Raw genomic sequence first — 14,384 nt, 5'->3', positions numbered from 1 at the left:
AGCGGTGAGGCCCGACGCGTTCGCGTTCGTGATGGCGACCGGGATCGTCTCGATCGCCGCGGTCGACCACGGCCTGACCTACATCAGTGGCGCGCTGGCCGTGCTGGCCGTCCTGGGGATGCTGGGTCTTGTTGTTGTGGCAGTGGTTTCGTGGTTCAGGCGACCGCCCGATTGGTCGGATCCCGATGTGACGATCGGCTTGTTCACGTTCGTCGCGGCGTGTGCGGTGCTCGACAGCAGGTTGATGGCGAATTCGGCGATCGTGTGGGTGCTGGCCGTGCCGGCGGCGTTGGTGTGGTCGGTCTTGGCTGTCTTGACAGCACGCAACTTCGCTCGTCGGTCCTGGAAGGAACTGCAGGACCGGGCGCGTGGCGCGTGGGAACTGTGCAGCGTCGGCACGTCCGGTCTGGCGATCGTCGCGGTCGCCCTCGCACGCGACACGGGTTGGCACGCCCTGCTGCTGGCCGCTATCGCGATATGGGTCGCCGCGATCGCGATATACGGGGTCATGACGACGCTGATTCTGGCGCGCGCATTCGCTGCGCGGCTGGATCCCGGCGGGTTCGAGCCCGACGCGTGGATACTGATGGGCGCCCTCGCGATCGCGACGTTGGCGGGGGACCACATCCATCGCGCCGGCATCGACGCCGTCCGCGATGTGACTGTCGCGACGTGGTGTCTTGCGACGGCGTGGATCGTGCCGCTCGTCTACTTCGCCGTGCGGCACGTCGGACGTCCGGGCGCGCGGCGATTCGCCGGCGTGTGGTGGGCGATGGTCTTTCCGCTCGGCATGTACTCGGCGGCCGGCCACGCCATGGCGGTGGAGACCGGATGGCATGGCCTACCGACGATTTCGCTGGTCTTCTTCTGGATCGCGTTTGCCGCATGGATCGCCGTCGCGGTCGCGGGAGTGCTGCGAGTGAGCGCGCGGTCGGGCCACCTACCCTCGGGGCATGGACATCGATGACGCGAACGTGCGGGTTTCCGACGTCGACCGCGACCGTGTGAGGCACGTGCTCGAACGGGCGGTGGGCCAAGGCATGCTCACTCTCGACGAGTTCAGCGAGCGGATCGACACCGTGCTCGCCGCGCGGACCCGCGGTGAGCTGCGCCGGGTGATCGCCGATCTGCCCTCGACGGATGTGCTGCAGTCGGTTGCGTCCGGAGGCGAAGAGCAGCTGCGGGGCCGGATGTCGTCGATCTCGCGACGGGGACCGTGGACGGTGCCTGCGCGTATCGACCTCAACACCCGCTTGTGCGATACCACCCTCGATTTCACCGCCGCGCGGTTGCAGAACCCGACCGTCATCCTGGAGATCGACGACTACTTCAGCTCAACGGAACTGATCCTGCCCGACGGTGCCACCGCAGACCTCAACGGTGTCGAGACGTTTGCAGGCAGCACCACCCTCAAGGTGCCTTACGGTCCGCCGTCGCAGAGGCTGCATCTCGTGGCGCGCGGCCGGGTGCGGTTCGGGTCAGTGACCGCGCGCTATCCGTTCGGTCACGCCTTGCGTCGCATGCTGGGTTGACGGCGTCTGGCCCGTCGCGGAGGAGATCTCCCTGATCACCCGTTGTGGATGCATCGTCAGATCAAGCCAGGTGAACCGCAACACCTTCCAGCCCAGCAGCGCGATCGTGTTCTGCCGGTTGCGGTCGGTCTGAAAAACCTCGCTGTCGGTGTGAAACGCCCAGCCGTCGACCTCGATCGCCACCTCCGCTCGGGTGAATGCGACGTCGACCGTGTAGCCACCGACGGGATAGTTCGTCCGCCATCCGGCGAATCCGGCGTCGCGCAGAAGTTTCACGAGGACTCGCTCGGCTTCGGAACGCGCACCGTCCTCGGCCGCGCGGAGTTGTCGCCGTGCGGCGGGGGAACCGTGTCTGCCCTTGTTGCGTAGATGCGCCCGCCACAGTTGGGCGAGTTCGACATGACGCTGCAGGGCGGCATCCATCAGTTTCGGCCCACCGCCGCGGCGAACCGCGGCTTCGAGCACGGTCAGCGGCATCGCCGTCACCCGCAGCCCGGCCCGCTCGACGACGTCGCGGGGCGACAGGTCGCGCCGCCGCAACCGCGTGCCGGGGTGCCGTCGGCCGTTGCTCGACTTGGGCACCGTCACGTCGACGACCTCCGGCGCATATTTCGACGCCCCGTGCCACCACGCCGCGGCGAGACCGCTGGCGCAGGAGCGATCGCCGTAGCCCCATACCGCAGCTCGGATTCGGGCGGCATCGCTGAATGGTCGGTCGGCGGCGAAATAGACGCCGGGCCCGCAGCGACGCCACCGTCCCGACTGCGCGCGTCTGCGGACAGACTGGTCGCTCAGGCCGATCTCGCGGGCCTGCGCGAGGGTGATGACGCCATCGTGATCGCGTAACAGATCATCGAGCACTGCAATAGGACGGTTGCGAGGGCCCGATCGGCTCCCCGTCATGCGATTTGTGAGTGAAAACGTTCGGTGAGCGATCGGAATCACTCACAAATCGCGGCGGCGGAGCCGCTAGAGGTGGCGGGCGACGCCTGAGGAGCGCAACTCCAGCGTGGCCAGGCCGCGGATCGCGTCGGCGTCGTGCATGCGCCACGCCTCGACGGGGTCGGCGTGCACGGCCACCAGCTTGGCCAGCGGACGGTTGGCCAGCGCTCTCAGCGCCAACAGCTGCTCGCCCGCGGGGGTGCGGGCCAGCGTGATCGCGGTCCACTTGCGGCGGAAGAACCGCAGCCGAAGGTACAGCCAGGGCATGGCGACGAACAGGATCGGCGGCGCGGCCACCGCCAGTGCCAGCACCCACGCCAACCACGAGGCCGTGGTGTCGAGGCTGTGACCGGCGCCGGCGATGTCGAGCGCGGCCTCACTCGCGGCCCGCAACGGCTTGCTGAGGGCGTCGCCGACGAGCGGGAAGTCGTCGGTGCGCTCGCCCGCCGCGTCGAGGTTGTCGGCGACGCCGTTGGCGCCGGTCTCGACCTGGCGGCCCACCGCGGCGATGGTGGAGACCGCCGAGTGCACAGCCATGCCGACCAACACCCACACCGTGGACCAGGCGACCACGACGAAGTCGCTGACGAGCTGTGCCAAGATCCGCGACGGTGTGGTGGCGTAGGGGATAAACCGCGAAGTCATGGCTGTAGATGCTGCCCGATAGGCTGGCCCGATGCGCCCCGCTCTGTCCGACTACCAACATCTGGCCAGCGGCAAGGTTCGCGAACTGTATCGCGTGGACGACGAGACGCTGCTCTTCGTGGCCAGCGACCGCATCTCGGCCTACGACTACGTCCTCGACTCGTTGATCCCCGACAAGGGCCGCATCCTGACGGCGATGAGCGTGTACTTCTTCGACCTGTTGCATCGGACCGCGGGCACGCCCAACCACCTCGCCGGTCCACCCGATGACAAGCGCATCCCCGCCGACGTGCTCGGGCGCGCGCTGGTGGTGCAGGAACTCGAGATGTTGCCGGTGGAGGCGGTGGCCCGCGGCTACCTCACCGGTTCGGGGCTCATCGACTACCAGAAGACGGGCGCCGTATGCGGTATTCCGCTTCCCGGCGGGCTGGTCGAGGCCAGCAAGTTCGACGAGCCGCTGTTCACCCCGGCGACCAAAGCCGAACTGGGACAACATGATGAGAACATCTCGTTCTACGATGTGGTCGAGCTGATCGGTGCGCAGCGGGCCGAACAACTGCGTGATCGGACATTGGAGACCTACCGCCGCGGCGCCGAGCATGCGCTGACCACGGGAATCATCGTCGCCGACACCAAGTTCGAGTTCGGCGTCGACGCGGACGGTGAATTGCGGCTGGCCGACGAGGTGTTCACCCCCGATTCGAGCAGGTACTGGCGCGCCGACGACTGGAAAGAAGGCGTTGTGCAGAACAGCTTCGACAAGCAGTTCGTCCGCAACTGGCTCACCTCTGAGGAGTCCGGCTGGGACCGCACCGGTGACACACCTCCACCGCCGTTACCACCGGATGTCGTCGAATCCACCCGCGCGCGCTACATCGAGGCCTACGAACGCATTTCGGGGCGCAAGTTCGACGACTGGATCGGTGCATGAGCGACGTTTGCGGAGCGAATCAACAGATGATGAAGCCGCCGGTGGCCAAGCGCGTCGACACCAGGCGCGAACATCACGGCGACGTCTTCTGTGATCCCTACGAGTGGCTGCGCGACAAGAACAATCCCGAGGTGATCGCGCATCTCGAGGCGGAGAACGCCTACACCGAGCATGTCACCGAGCACCTTGCGCCCTTGCGGCAGGCCATCTTCGACGAGATCAAAGCCCGCACCAAGGAAACCGACCTGTCCGTGCCGACCCGGCGCGACGCATGGTGGTACTACGGTCGCAGCTTCGAGGGAAAGCAGTACAGCGTGCACTGCCGTTGTCCCGTCGCCGATCCCGACGACTGGACGCCCCCGGTGCTCGACGAGAACACCGAGATCCCCGGCGAGCAGGTACTGCTCGACGAGAACGTCGAGGCCGAAGGTCACGAGTTCTTCTCGCTGGGCGCCGCCTCGGTCAGCCTGGACGGAAACATCCTCGCCTATTCGGTCGACCTCAAGGGCGACGAACGGTACACGCTGCGGTTCAAGAACTTGACGACCGGCGAGCTGTACGAGGACACCATCGCCGGTATCGGCCCCGGCGCGACGTGGGCCGCCGACAACCGAACCCTCTACTACTCCACCCTCGACGAGGCGTGGCGTCCCGACACCATCTGGCGGCACCGCCTCGGCTCGGGCCTGCCCGCGCAGAAGGTCTACCACGAGCCCGACGAACGGTACTGGCTCGGCGTCGGACGCACCCGCAGCGACAAATACGTCATCATCGCCGCGGGCAGCGCCGTCACCTCCGAAGTGCGCTACGCCGACGCGACCGATCCGGAAGCCGAATTCACGGTCGTGTGGCCGCGCCGCGACCTCGTCGAGTACTCCGTCGAGCACGCCGTCGTGGGCGGTGAGGACCGATTTCTCATCCTGCACAACGACGGTGCCGAAAACTTCACCCTGGTCGAGGCGCCCGTCGGCGACCCCACCGCCGTGCGCACCCTGATCGAACATCGCGACGACGTCCGCCTCGACTCCGTGGACGCGTTCGACGGACACCTCGTCGTGAGCTACCGCAGCGAGGCGCTGCCGAGGATCCAGCTCTGGCCCCTTCACCCAAGCGGTGAGTACGGCCGTCCCGAGGACTTCACCTTCGAGTCCGAGCTGACGTCGGCGGGGCTGAGCGCCAACCCCAACTGGAGCGCACCCAAACTGCGCATCGGCGCCACCTCCTACACCACACCGGTGCGCATCTACGACGTCGACCTGGCCACCGGCGAACGGACGCTGCTACGCGAGCAGCCGGTGCTCGGCGACTACCGACCCGAAGACTATGTCGAGCGCCGGGATTGGGCGATCGCGCAGGACGGGGTGCGGATACCGATCTCGATCGTGCACAAGATCGGCCTGCAGTATCCGGCGCCCACGCTGCTGTACGGCTACGGTGCGTACGAGGCCTGCGAAGATCCGCGGTTCTCCATCGCACGACTGTCGCTGCTCGACCGCGGGATGATCTTCGCGGTCGCACATGTGCGGGGCGGCGGCGAGCTCGGCCGACCCTGGTACGAGCACGGCAAGATGCTCGAGAAGAAGAACAGCTTCACCGACTTCATCGACGTCGCAATGCATCTCGTGCAAACCGATGTCACCCGCCCGGAAAATCTGGTGGCCTACGGAGGCAGCGCCGGCGGACTGCTCGTCGGCGCCGTCACCAACATGGCTCCGCAGTTGTTCGCCGGTGTCCTCGCGGTGGTGCCGTTCGTCGACCCGCTCACCACCATCCTCGACCCGTCGTTGCCGCTCACGGTCACCGAGTGGGACGAGTGGGGAAACCCGTTGGAGAGCAAGGACGTCTACGAATACATGAAGTCCTACTCGCCCTACGAGAACGTCGAGCCCAGAAACTACCCGCGCATACTGGCCATGACGTCGCTCAACGACACCCGCGTGTACTACGTCGAGCCGGCGAAATGGGTTGCCGCACTGCGCCACACCAAGACCGACGGACATCCCGTGCTGCTGAAGACGGAGATGAATGCCGGCCACGGGGGTATCAGCGGTCGATATGAACGCTGGAAGGAGACCGCTTTCCAGTACGCCTGGCTACTGGACGCTGCCCAAGCCGATCACGAGCGCCGCCCCTAGGAACAGGATCTGCTCGGCGGCACGCAGATCCAGCCGGGTGGTCATCGACTTCGGCGGGTCGGGCATGCGCGACGCATAGACGTTGGCCGGGAACATCGCGAGCATCAGCGTGAAAAGCCCGACCGCTGCGGCGGCCCGCGTGGGCGGGTAGAGCAGACCTGCCGCGCCGAGAAGTTCGAGCACTCCGGTGACGGTGACCAACAATGCCGGGGCGGGCAGTCGCGGCGGGACGATCGCGATCATGTCGCGGCGCAGCGGGTTCACGAAATGCGCGACCCCGGTGAGCGCGAACATCGCGGCCAGCCCGACGGCGACGGCAGCCGGCCAGCTGTCCACGTATTCCAGGCCCAGCCAGCCGACCAGGCGTGCGCCGAGCGTTCCGAGTATCAGCGTGACGAGCACGGCCATGGCTACTCCAATCTTGACAGTGACTAGTTCCGAATGTAGGTAGGAATCTAGCCAGTGTCAAGATGTCCGCTATGATGGCCGGATGAGCAGGGCGTCCTACCACCACGGCGATCTGAAGGCCGTCATCCTCGCGGAGGCGGCGACCCTGGTCGCCGAGCGCGGCGCCGACGGGGTCTCGTTGCGAGAGCTCGCGCGGGTCGCGGGGGTGTCGCATGCCGCGCCCGCGCACCACTTCACCGATCGGCGCGGACTGTTCACCGCACTGGCCACGGAGGGGTGGCGCAAGCTGGCCGCGGCGCTCGCCGAGGCGACGCCGGAATTCATCGACGCGGCACTGGCGTACGTGCGCTTCGCGCTCGACCATCCCGGGCATTACGCGGTCATGTTCGACCGCTCGCTCGTCGATCCGAACGACGAGGAGTTGAAGGCGGCCCGGGACGCGGCGGGCCATGAACTGAGGCACGGTGTCGGCACCCTCGGCGACCCTCGCGCCGCGCGGGACCCTCAGGCCGCTGCGCTCGCGGCCTGGTCACTGGTGCACGGCTTTTCGCTGCTGTGGCTCAACAAGGCGATCGACGCCGACGGTGATCCGATCGCGGCCGTGCACCGGGTCGCGGGCATGCTGTTCGAGACCGGGTAACGTGCGGGCATGACCGAGACCCCGCTGACCGACATCGCTGTGACCACCCTCGACGGCCGCGACACCACGCTCGGCGAACTGGCCGACGGCGCCGCTCTGGTTGTCAACGTCGCCTCCAAATGCGGCCTGACACCGCAATACACCGCGCTCGAACAGCTGGCCAAGGACTACGGCGACCGCGGGCTCACCGTGATCGGCGTGCCGTGCAACCAGTTCATGGGCCAGGAGCCCGGTACGGCCGAGGAGATCCAGGAGTTCTGCTCGACGACGTACGGCGTGACGTTCCCCTTGCTGGCCAAGACCGACGTCAACGGCGCCGACCGGCACCCGCTGTTCGCCGAGTTGACCAAGACCCCCGACGACAGCGGTGAGGCCGGCGACATCCAGTGGAACTTCGAGAAGTTCCTGCTCGCACCAGGTGGAACGGTCGTCAGGCGGTTCCGGCCGCGCACCGAACCCGACGCTCCCGAGGTGATCGCGGCCATCAAGGACGTGCTGCCGCGATAGCCGCCGATGGCCACCTGCCGTCAGTGTGTTGTAAACCGTTGCGACACCTGACGCCGCCACACTGACGGCGTGGCTGGACAGCTGATCGTCTCCGTCTCCGGCATCACCGATCGCACGATGCCCGACGTTGCGGACTTCTGTTCGCATCTCGACGCGCGTGGTGTGCCGGTCTCGTTTCTGGTGGCGCCCAGGATCAGAGGCGGCTATCGGCTCGAGGAGGACGCCGCCACCGTCGAATGGCTCGCCGCCCGCAACCACACCGGTGACGCCATCGTGTTGCACGGCTTCGACGACGCCGCCACCAAGAACCGTCGCGGGGAATTCGCGGCACTGCCCGCACACGAGGCCGGCCTGCGGTTGACGGCCGCCGACCGCATGATGGAGCACGTGGGTCTGCGCACCCGGCTGTTCGCGGCGCCGGGATGGGCGGTATCGCGCGGCACCGAGTTGATGCTGCCTCGCAAGGGCTTTCGCGTGCTCGCCGGGCTGACCGACATCACCGACCTGGTCCGGGGAACGGCCGTGCGATCGCGTGTGCTCGGCATCGGTGAAGGTTTCCTCAGCGAACCGTGGTGGTGCCGCACGTTGGTGTTATCCGCCGAGCGGACGGCCCGGCGGGGCGGAATCGTGCGAGTCGCGGTCGCCGCCCGGCACCTGCGCAGGCCGGGCACGCGACGCGCGGCGCTCGACGCCGTCGACCTCGCGCTCATGCACGGCTGCGAGCCGGATGTCTACAAATGGCGTCCCGACTCCGTAATGACCGCTGCCGCGTAGCGCCAGCCCGCTAACGTGGCGGTCATGGCTGATGCTGATGTCATCGTCGTCGGAGCCGGGCTGGCGGGACTGGTGGCCGCCTGCGAGCTTGTCGACCGCGGGCGCCGCGTACTGATTGTCGACCAGGAGAACGCCAACAACATCGGCGCTCAGGCATTCTGGTCGTTCGGCGGGCTGTTCTTCGTCGACAGCCCGGAGCAACGGCGGCTGGGTATCCGCGACAGCCACGAGTTGGCGCTCCAGGACTGGCTCGGCTCGGCGGGATTCGACCGGCCAGAGGACCATTGGCCGCGCCAATGGGCGTATGCCTACGTCGATTTCGCCGCCGGCGAGAAGCGCGGCTGGCTGCGTGAGCGCGGTCTACAGACCTTTCCCCTCGTCGGGTGGGCCGAGCGCGGCGGATACGACGCGCGCGGACACGGCAATTCGGTACCGCGATTCCACATCACCTGGGGCACCGGCCCCGCGATCGTCGACATCTTCGCGCGCCGCCTGACCGGACGCGCCCGGTACGCGCACCGGCACCGGGTGGACGAGCTCATCGTCGAGAACGGCGCCGTCGTCGGCGTGCGCGGAACGGTGCTCGAGCCGTCGGACGCGCCCCGAGGTGTCGCCACGTCGCGAGAGCCCGCCGGAGAGTTTGAGTTTCGCGCACAAGCGGTGATCGTCGCCAGCGGCGGCATCGGCGGCAACCACGACCTGGTGCGGCAGAACTGGCCCAAACGGATGGGCCGCGTACCCGAACAACTGCTGTCCGGTGTGCCCGCCCACGTCGACGGGCGCATGATCGGCATCACCGAGGCTGCGGGGGCACGGGTGATCAACAGCGACCGCATGTGGCACTACACCGAGGGCATCACCAACTACGACCCGATCTGGCCGCTGCACGGCATCCGCATCCTGCCCGGGCCCTCGTCACTGTGGTTGGACGCCAACGGCAATCGCCTGCCGTCACCGCTGTACCCGGGTTTCGACACGCTCGGCACGCTGGAGCACATCGCGCAGACGGGTCAGGACTACACGTGGTTCATCCTCAACGCCCGGATCATCGCCAAGGAGTTCGCGCTGTCGGGTCAGGAGCAGAACCCGGACCTGACCGGTCGCAGCATCCGCGACGTGTTGTCCCGGGTCCGTCCCGGGGCGCCCGCGCCCGTGCAGGCGTTCGTCGACCGCGGCGTCGATTTCGTCAGCGCGGATTCGTTGCGCGGTCTGGTCTCGGCGATGAACGCCGTGCCCGACGTGCTGCCGCTGGATTACGCGACGGTCGAGGCCGAGGTCACCGCGCGTGACCGGGAGGTCGCCAACAAGTTCACCAAGGACATGCAGATCGCCTCGATCCGGGTCGCACGCAACTATCTCGGCGATCGGGTCAGCCGCGTCGTGGCGCCGCACCGCCTGACCGACCCCAAAGCCGGGCCGCTGATCGCGGTGAAGCTGCACATTCTGACGCGAAAATCGTTGGGCGGGTTGGAAACCGATCTCGATGCGCGCGTGCTCAAACCCGGCGGCGATGTGTTCGACGGCCTGTTCGCCGCGGGCGAGGCGGCGGGTTTCGGCGGCGGCGGTGTGCACGGCTACCGGTCGCTGGAGGGCACCTTCCTCGGCGGCTGTGTGTTCTCCGGACGTGCGGCGGGACGTGCGGCCGCGCGCGACACGGCCTGACTCAGAACTGGGTGCCGTCCTCGGGTTCGAGCACCTGGAAATCGGTGTCGGTCATCTCGGTGAGCCGGCCGTAGAAGATCCCGCGGGCACTCGGATCGATGATGCCCTGGTGGATGGGCACCGCGTGCGTCGGCGCCACCGCGCGCAGGTAGTCCACCGCCTCGGAGATCTTCATCCACGGCGCCGCGGCGGGCGTGGCGAGCACGTCGACCGGTTCGCCCGGCGCGTACAGGGCGTCGCCGGGATGCATCAGCCGGGCGCGGTGGGTGCCGTCATCGACGAGGTAGGAGATGTTGTCGATGACCGGGATCTCCGGGTGGATCACCGCGTGCTTGCCGCCGACGCCGCGCACGGTCAAATGGTCGATGGTCAGGACGTCGCCGACGTTGACCGCGCGCCACCGGTCGCCGAGCTGCGCGGCGGTCTGCGGGTCGGCGTACAGCGCGGCCTGGGGGTTGGCCTCGAGCAGCGCGGGCAGCCGGTCGGTGTCGGCGTGATCGGGATGCTGGTGGGTGATCAGGATCGCCGACAGACCGGTGATGCCCTCGAATCCGTGCGAGAAGACGCCCGGATCGAACAAGATCGATGCTTGTCCACCGGATTCGCTCTTGAAATTGGCCAGTAAGCATGAATGTCCGAAATGGGTCAATTGCATGCCTATATTGTGGCGGCGCAGGCCGTCTTCAGGGGGTACTTGAGTCGTGCGATTGGTGCTTGCGGTGGCCCTCGCGACGTTCGGCCTGGCGCTGACCGCCGGCCCCGCGGCCGCGCCGTCGGGCCGGGCGGTACCGGGCGTGTGCCCGCCGATCTGCGACGCGATTCCCGACGTCGCATGGCCGCAGTCCGACGCGCTTCCCCTGTTCCCGGTGTACCGCTGGCCGGGGCTGGCGGGCCTGGCCGTCAACGCGCCGGCGCCGCGGTTTCTGTTCGAGGAGCTCTGCGCCGGCCCGCCGCTGCCGGGCGACCCGCGCGACTACGTCGTCGCGGCCAAGGCGCAGGTCACCAATCCGGCTGGTCAGTGGCAACTGCGGGCGCAGGTGCTGCACTGGCGCGGTGATGTGGCCTACAACGGACCCCTCGTCCGCTCGGTGCTCGATTCGGCGCAGACCCGACTGCGTACCTGCCAGCTGACCGCACCGCTGGTGTCGCCGTCGATCACGACGGCCGATCCCGAGCGGCTGGCCGCGGTGATCAGCGTCGCCGGGCAGAAGGTGGTGCGTCAGTACCTGTTGGCCCACCCCACCAGCGGCAGCGTCGTCGAACTCGCGCTGTGGTCGACGCTGCCGCTGCAGGTGCCCTGGCCGGCGGTGCCCGACGCGCAGGTTCTCGACGCGCTGGCGGCCCCGCTGTGCGAGGCGTATCTCGGTTCGTGCCGGTGAGTCGCGCACGACGGAACCGCCGGTACAGTTGACGCGTGGCAAGGGTGGTGGTGCACGTGATGCCCAAGGCCGAGATCCTCGACCCGCAGGGGCAGGCGATCGTCGGCGCATTGGGCCGTCTGGGCTTCAACGGTGTCTCAGATGTTCGGCAGGGCAAGCGTTTTGAGCTCGAGGTCGATGACAGCATCGACGACGACACCCTGGCCGAGATCGCGGAGTCGCTGTTGGCGAACACCGTGATCGAGGATTGGTCGGTGAGTAGGGAGCAACCATGACCGCTCATGTGGGCGTCATCACATTCCCGGGCACCCTCGACGACGTCGACGCGGCGCGCGCGGTTCGGCTGGCAGGCGCCGAGGCGGTACCGCTGTGGCATGCCGACGCCGATCTGAAGAACGTCGACGCCGTGGTGGTGCCGGGCGGCTTCTCCTACGGGGACTACCTGCGCGCCGGAGCGATCGCGAAGTTCGCACCCGTGATGGGCGAGGTCATCCGGGCCGCCGAGGGCGGCATGCCGGTTCTGGGGATCTGCAACGGGTTTCAGGTGCTGTGCGAGTCCGGCCTGCTGCCGGGCGCGTTGACCCGCAATGTCGGACTGCATTTCGTGTGCCGCGATATCTGGCTGGAGGTGGCGTCGAACTCCTCGGCGTGGACGTCGCGATACGAGACCGGCGCCGACGTGCTGATCCCGCTGAAGTCCGGCGAGGGCCGGTATGTGGCCAGCGACAAGGTGCTCGACGAACTCGAAGGCGAAGGCCGCGTGGTGTTCCGCTACCGCGACAACCCCAACGGCTCACAGCGCAACATCGCAGGCATCAGCTCGGCCAACGGGCGCGTCGTCGGTCTGATGCCACACCCCGAACACGCCACCGAGGCGCTGACCGGACCGTCCGACGACGGGCTCGGCCTTTTCTACAGCGCACTCGACGGTGTCCTCAGCGCGTAGGCACCCTGCCGAAGGTCAAGGGGTCAGGGCTACCGAGGCTTCGGCGGTGTAGCACAGGAACGTCAGCGTCTCCTCCAGATACAACTGCACGCTGTCCGCGTCGTGCGACAGGTATCCGATCGACACGTCGGTGCCCAGCTGCAGGTCGAAATCGCCTCCGCGCGTTGACAACACGAACGCGCCGTCGATGGCCGGGGCCCAGATGATGTCGCCGTCGACCAGCCGGGTGAGGTGCTCGCGGATCGGATAGCCGTGCTGGGTGGTTTCACTGACCTTGGTGTACACCTCCGCCGACAGCAGAACCGAATACGGGCCGTCGACACCGGAGAGCCGCAACTCGGACAGCGCCTGGGAGATGACGTCGGGGATGTCGCGCTCGTCGTCGGGCAGCGCGAGCGCGGTGTTCGAACTGCACGCCCGGATGCCTTCGATCGAGGCCGCCGCATAACCCTCGAAGATCGCCCGGTCCTCGGCGAACGCCAACTTCATCGCGGCGTCCTTGACCGGATCCCAGTCCGAGTCCTGCGAACCGCGCTCGACATCGTCGATCGCGGTGCGCGACACCGTGAACGGCACGCGAAGCCGCACCAGCGGTTTGGCCTCCCGCAGGTGCGCGACCACGCCGTCGCCCGGAGGCGTCACATCACGCAGGTGGCCGGTGCTGATCGCGGCGGTGGCCGGGCCGCCGGGCTCGCTGACGTCCACCACACGACGACCGGCGATGTGACGCTTGAACGTTCGTGAGGCCTCGAGTTCGATCTCGGCCCAGGCGGCTCCGGTGATCGGGGCGAGATCGCGATACAAATTGTTCATCAGCGTGTTCCTTTCAGGCTGCCGATGGCCAGCGAGCCCTCGTATTCGGCGGCGGTCACGACGGGCGGCGCCGGTTCGTCCTGATCGGTGCTGACCGAACCGGGCAGCGGGGGAGGATCGTCGAGGAAGTCGAGCGTCGGGGTGAAGAACAGGCCGCCCGTCAACGCGGTCGAGAAGTCCAGGATGCGATCGGTGTTGCCGGGCGGATCGCCGAGGAACATGTTGTCGAGCATCCGCTCGGTGACCGCAGGCGTCCGCGAATACCCGATGTAGTAGGTACCGAACTCGCCCTTGCCGATCTCGCCGAACGGCATGTTGTGCCGCACGATCTTCAGTTCGTTTCCGTCGTCGTCGGTGATCACGTTGAGCGCGACATGGGAATTGGCCGGTTTGGCGTCGTCGTCGAGTTCGATGTCGTCGAGTTTGGTGCGCCCGATCACCCGCTCCTGCTCCTCCACCGACAGGGAGTTCCACGCGGTCATGTCGTGCACGTACTTCTGCACGTGGACATAACACCCGCCGGTGAAATCGGGGTCCTCGTCACCGATCTGGGTGGCCGACCGCGCGAGCGCACCGTCCGGGTTCTCGGTGCCGTCGACGAATCCCATCAGGTCGCGGTTGTCGAAGAACTTGAAGCCGTGGGTCTCGTCGACGATGGTGATCGCGCCTTTCATGGCGTCGACCAGCTTGGTGGCCAACTCGAAGCAGACGTCCATCGACTCTGCCCGGATGTGGAACAGCACGTCACCGTCGGTGGCCGGGGCGTGGTGGCGGTCGCCGCGGATCTCGGCGAACGGGTGCAGTTCGGCCGGTCGGGGGCCGGTGAACAGCCGGTCCCAGGCGTTGGACCCGATCGATGTGATCGCCGACAGCCGCTTGGCCGGATCGCGGAAACCGATGGCCCGCACCAGCCCCGAGATATCGGGCAGCGCGTCGTGGACGGTCACCTCCCCACCGTCGACGATGGTCGCCACCAGGAAGACGGCCGCAGGCGTCAACGGTTCGAGCACCGGTTGTGGCTGGATCTCGGGCACAATTGGACCCTAGCGTCAATGATCTTGATTCACCGG

Annotated in this window: 17 protein-coding genes; 11 read left to right on the top strand and 6 right to left on the bottom strand. The window is 67.5% G+C overall.

Annotation, left to right across the window (positions count from 1 at the left end; all coding sequences use genetic code 11):
• Nucleotides 1–4: 4 nt before the first annotated feature.
• Both AU197_RS07470 and AU197_RS07465 read left to right on the top strand, forming a co-directional pair.
• On the top strand, nt 5–967 hold the full coding sequence (locus AU197_RS07470) for a tellurite resistance/C4-dicarboxylate transporter family protein (protein ID WP_082696545.1): 963 nt from the start codon (nt 5–7) through the stop codon (nt 965–967).
• Nucleotides 954–1,532, top strand: a complete 579-nt coding sequence (locus AU197_RS07465) for a DUF1707 SHOCT-like domain-containing protein (RefSeq protein WP_064401893.1) — start codon at nt 954–956, stop codon at nt 1,530–1,532. Before AU197_RS07470 ends, AU197_RS07465 begins: the two co-directional genes overlap by 14 nt.
• Here the strand turns inward: AU197_RS07465 and AU197_RS07460 are convergent.
• Together AU197_RS07460 and AU197_RS07455 are read right to left on the bottom strand one after the other, a co-directional pair.
• Nucleotides 1,479–2,393 carry a PDDEXK-like endonuclease domain-containing protein gene (locus AU197_RS07460; protein ID WP_064401892.1) on the bottom strand — a complete coding sequence of 305 codons (915 nt, stop codon included), beginning with the start codon at nt 2,391–2,393 and terminating at the stop codon, nt 1,479–1,481. The two genes, AU197_RS07465 and AU197_RS07460, sit on opposite strands and share 54 nt — an antisense overlap.
• Before the next feature lie 108 nt (nt 2,394–2,501).
• On the bottom strand, nt 2,502–3,119 hold the full coding sequence (locus AU197_RS07455; RefSeq protein ID WP_064401891.1) for a hypothetical protein: 618 nt from the start codon (nt 3,117–3,119) through the stop codon (nt 2,502–2,504).
• Between the two features lie 31 nt (nt 3,120–3,150).
• Here AU197_RS07455 and AU197_RS07450 point away from each other — a divergent pair, with 31 nt between their 5' ends.
• Both AU197_RS07450 and AU197_RS07445 read left to right on the top strand, forming a co-directional pair.
• Nucleotides 3,151–4,050, top strand: coding sequence for a phosphoribosylaminoimidazolesuccinocarboxamide synthase (locus AU197_RS07450; protein ID WP_064401890.1), 900 nt, complete (start codon nt 3,151–3,153; stop codon nt 4,048–4,050).
• A gap of 29 nt (nt 4,051–4,079) precedes the next feature.
• On the top strand, nt 4,080–6,185 hold the full coding sequence (locus AU197_RS07445) for a S9 family peptidase (protein WP_064401929.1): 2,106 nt from the start codon (nt 4,080–4,082) through the stop codon (nt 6,183–6,185).
• On the opposite strand, the gene AU197_RS07440 is transcribed toward AU197_RS07445, so the two are convergent.
• Entirely contained in the window at nt 6,144–6,593 is a 450-nt protein-coding gene (locus AU197_RS07440; RefSeq protein WP_064401889.1) for a DoxX family protein, read from the bottom strand. The two genes, AU197_RS07445 and AU197_RS07440, sit on opposite strands and share 42 nt — an antisense overlap.
• Before the next feature lie 82 nt (nt 6,594–6,675).
• Between AU197_RS07440 and AU197_RS07435 the strand changes: the two genes are divergently transcribed.
• The 4 genes from AU197_RS07435 to AU197_RS07420 all read left to right on the top strand — a co-directional run bounded on the left by AU197_RS07435 (nt 6,676) and on the right by AU197_RS07420 (nt 10,176).
• A complete protein-coding gene (locus AU197_RS07435) occupies nt 6,676–7,233 on the top strand; it encodes a TetR/AcrR family transcriptional regulator (RefSeq protein WP_064401888.1) in 558 nt (185 codons plus the stop codon).
• Between the two features lie 9 nt (nt 7,234–7,242).
• Nucleotides 7,243–7,740: a glutathione peroxidase gene (locus AU197_RS07430; RefSeq protein ID WP_064401887.1), complete on the top strand. Its 498-nt coding sequence runs from the start codon at nt 7,243–7,245 to the stop codon at nt 7,738–7,740.
• Nucleotides 7,741–7,809: 69 nt separating this feature from the next.
• Entirely contained in the window at nt 7,810–8,514 is a 705-nt protein-coding gene (locus AU197_RS07425; RefSeq protein WP_064401886.1) for a DUF2334 domain-containing protein, read from the top strand.
• 24 nt (nt 8,515–8,538) lie between these two features.
• Nucleotides 8,539–10,176 (top strand): FAD-binding dehydrogenase, encoded by a 1,638-nt coding sequence (locus AU197_RS07420; protein ID WP_064401928.1) that lies wholly within the window; start codon nt 8,539–8,541, stop codon nt 10,174–10,176.
• Between the two features lies 1 nt (nt 10,177).
• Here AU197_RS07420 and AU197_RS07415 read toward each other — a convergent pair whose 3' ends face one another.
• The gene (locus tag AU197_RS07415) at nt 10,178–10,831 is read right to left on the bottom strand and encodes an MBL fold metallo-hydrolase (protein ID WP_064401885.1); all 654 of its coding nucleotides are present in this window, start codon (nt 10,829–10,831) and stop codon (nt 10,178–10,180) included.
• A gap of 46 nt (nt 10,832–10,877) precedes the next feature.
• On the opposite strand from AU197_RS07415, the gene AU197_RS07410 reads away from it, so the two are divergent.
• The 3 genes from AU197_RS07410 to purQ are packed head-to-tail and all read left to right on the top strand — an operon-like array spanning nt 10,878 to nt 12,501.
• The gene (locus AU197_RS07410; protein ID WP_064401884.1) at nt 10,878–11,555 is read left to right on the top strand and encodes a hypothetical protein; all 678 of its coding nucleotides are present in this window, start codon (nt 10,878–10,880) and stop codon (nt 11,553–11,555) included.
• A gap of 35 nt (nt 11,556–11,590) precedes the next feature.
• Entirely contained in the window at nt 11,591–11,830 is a 240-nt protein-coding gene (gene purS, locus AU197_RS07405; RefSeq protein WP_064401883.1) for a phosphoribosylformylglycinamidine synthase subunit PurS, read from the top strand.
• Complete coding sequence (purQ, locus tag AU197_RS07400; protein WP_064401882.1) at nt 11,827–12,501, top strand: phosphoribosylformylglycinamidine synthase subunit PurQ; 675 nt, start codon at nt 11,827–11,829, stop codon at nt 12,499–12,501. Before purS ends, purQ begins: the two co-directional genes overlap by 4 nt.
• 15 nt (nt 12,502–12,516) lie before the next feature.
• Here the strand turns inward: purQ and AU197_RS07395 are convergent, their stop codons facing one another.
• Nucleotides 12,517–13,314, bottom strand: coding sequence for a family 1 encapsulin nanocompartment shell protein (locus AU197_RS07395; protein WP_064401881.1), 798 nt, complete (start codon nt 13,312–13,314; stop codon nt 12,517–12,519).
• The gene (locus tag AU197_RS07390) at nt 13,314–14,348 is read right to left on the bottom strand and encodes a Dyp-type peroxidase (protein ID WP_064401880.1); all 1,035 of its coding nucleotides are present in this window, start codon (nt 14,346–14,348) and stop codon (nt 13,314–13,316) included. Before AU197_RS07390 ends, AU197_RS07395 begins: the two co-directional genes overlap by 1 nt.
• Nucleotides 14,349–14,384: the final 36 nt, after the last annotated feature.

Source organism: Mycobacterium sp. IS-1590 (genome assembly GCF_001500025.1).
Taxonomy (GTDB): Bacteria; Actinomycetota; Actinomycetes; order Mycobacteriales; family Mycobacteriaceae; genus Mycobacterium.
This window is presented reverse-complemented; position numbering and strand designations above follow the sequence as displayed.

Coding starts and splice junctions, on each gene's coding strand:
- AU197_RS07465 (WP_064401893.1), top strand. CDS start 954: ATGGACATCGATGACGCGAACGTGCGGGTTTCCGACGTCGACCGCGAC.
- AU197_RS07455 (WP_064401891.1), bottom strand. CDS start 3,119: ATGACTTCGCGGTTTATCCCCTACGCCACCACACCGTCGCGGATCTTG.
- AU197_RS07450 (WP_064401890.1), top strand. CDS start 3,151: ATGCGCCCCGCTCTGTCCGACTACCAACATCTGGCCAGCGGCAAGGTT.
- AU197_RS07445 (WP_064401929.1), top strand. CDS start 4,080: ATGAAGCCGCCGGTGGCCAAGCGCGTCGACACCAGGCGCGAACATCAC.
- AU197_RS07440 (WP_064401889.1), bottom strand. CDS start 6,593: ATGGCCGTGCTCGTCACGCTGATACTCGGAACGCTCGGCGCACGCCTG.
- AU197_RS07435 (WP_064401888.1), top strand. CDS start 6,676: ATGAGCAGGGCGTCCTACCACCACGGCGATCTGAAGGCCGTCATCCTC.
- AU197_RS07430 (WP_064401887.1), top strand. CDS start 7,243: ATGACCGAGACCCCGCTGACCGACATCGCTGTGACCACCCTCGACGGC.
- AU197_RS07420 (WP_064401928.1), top strand. CDS start 8,539: ATGGCTGATGCTGATGTCATCGTCGTCGGAGCCGGGCTGGCGGGACTG.
- AU197_RS07415 (WP_064401885.1), bottom strand. CDS start 10,831: ATGCAATTGACCCATTTCGGACATTCATGCTTACTGGCCAATTTCAAG.
- purQ (WP_064401882.1), top strand. CDS start 11,827: ATGACCGCTCATGTGGGCGTCATCACATTCCCGGGCACCCTCGACGAC.
- AU197_RS07395 (WP_064401881.1), bottom strand. CDS start 13,314: ATGAACAATTTGTATCGCGATCTCGCCCCGATCACCGGAGCCGCCTGG.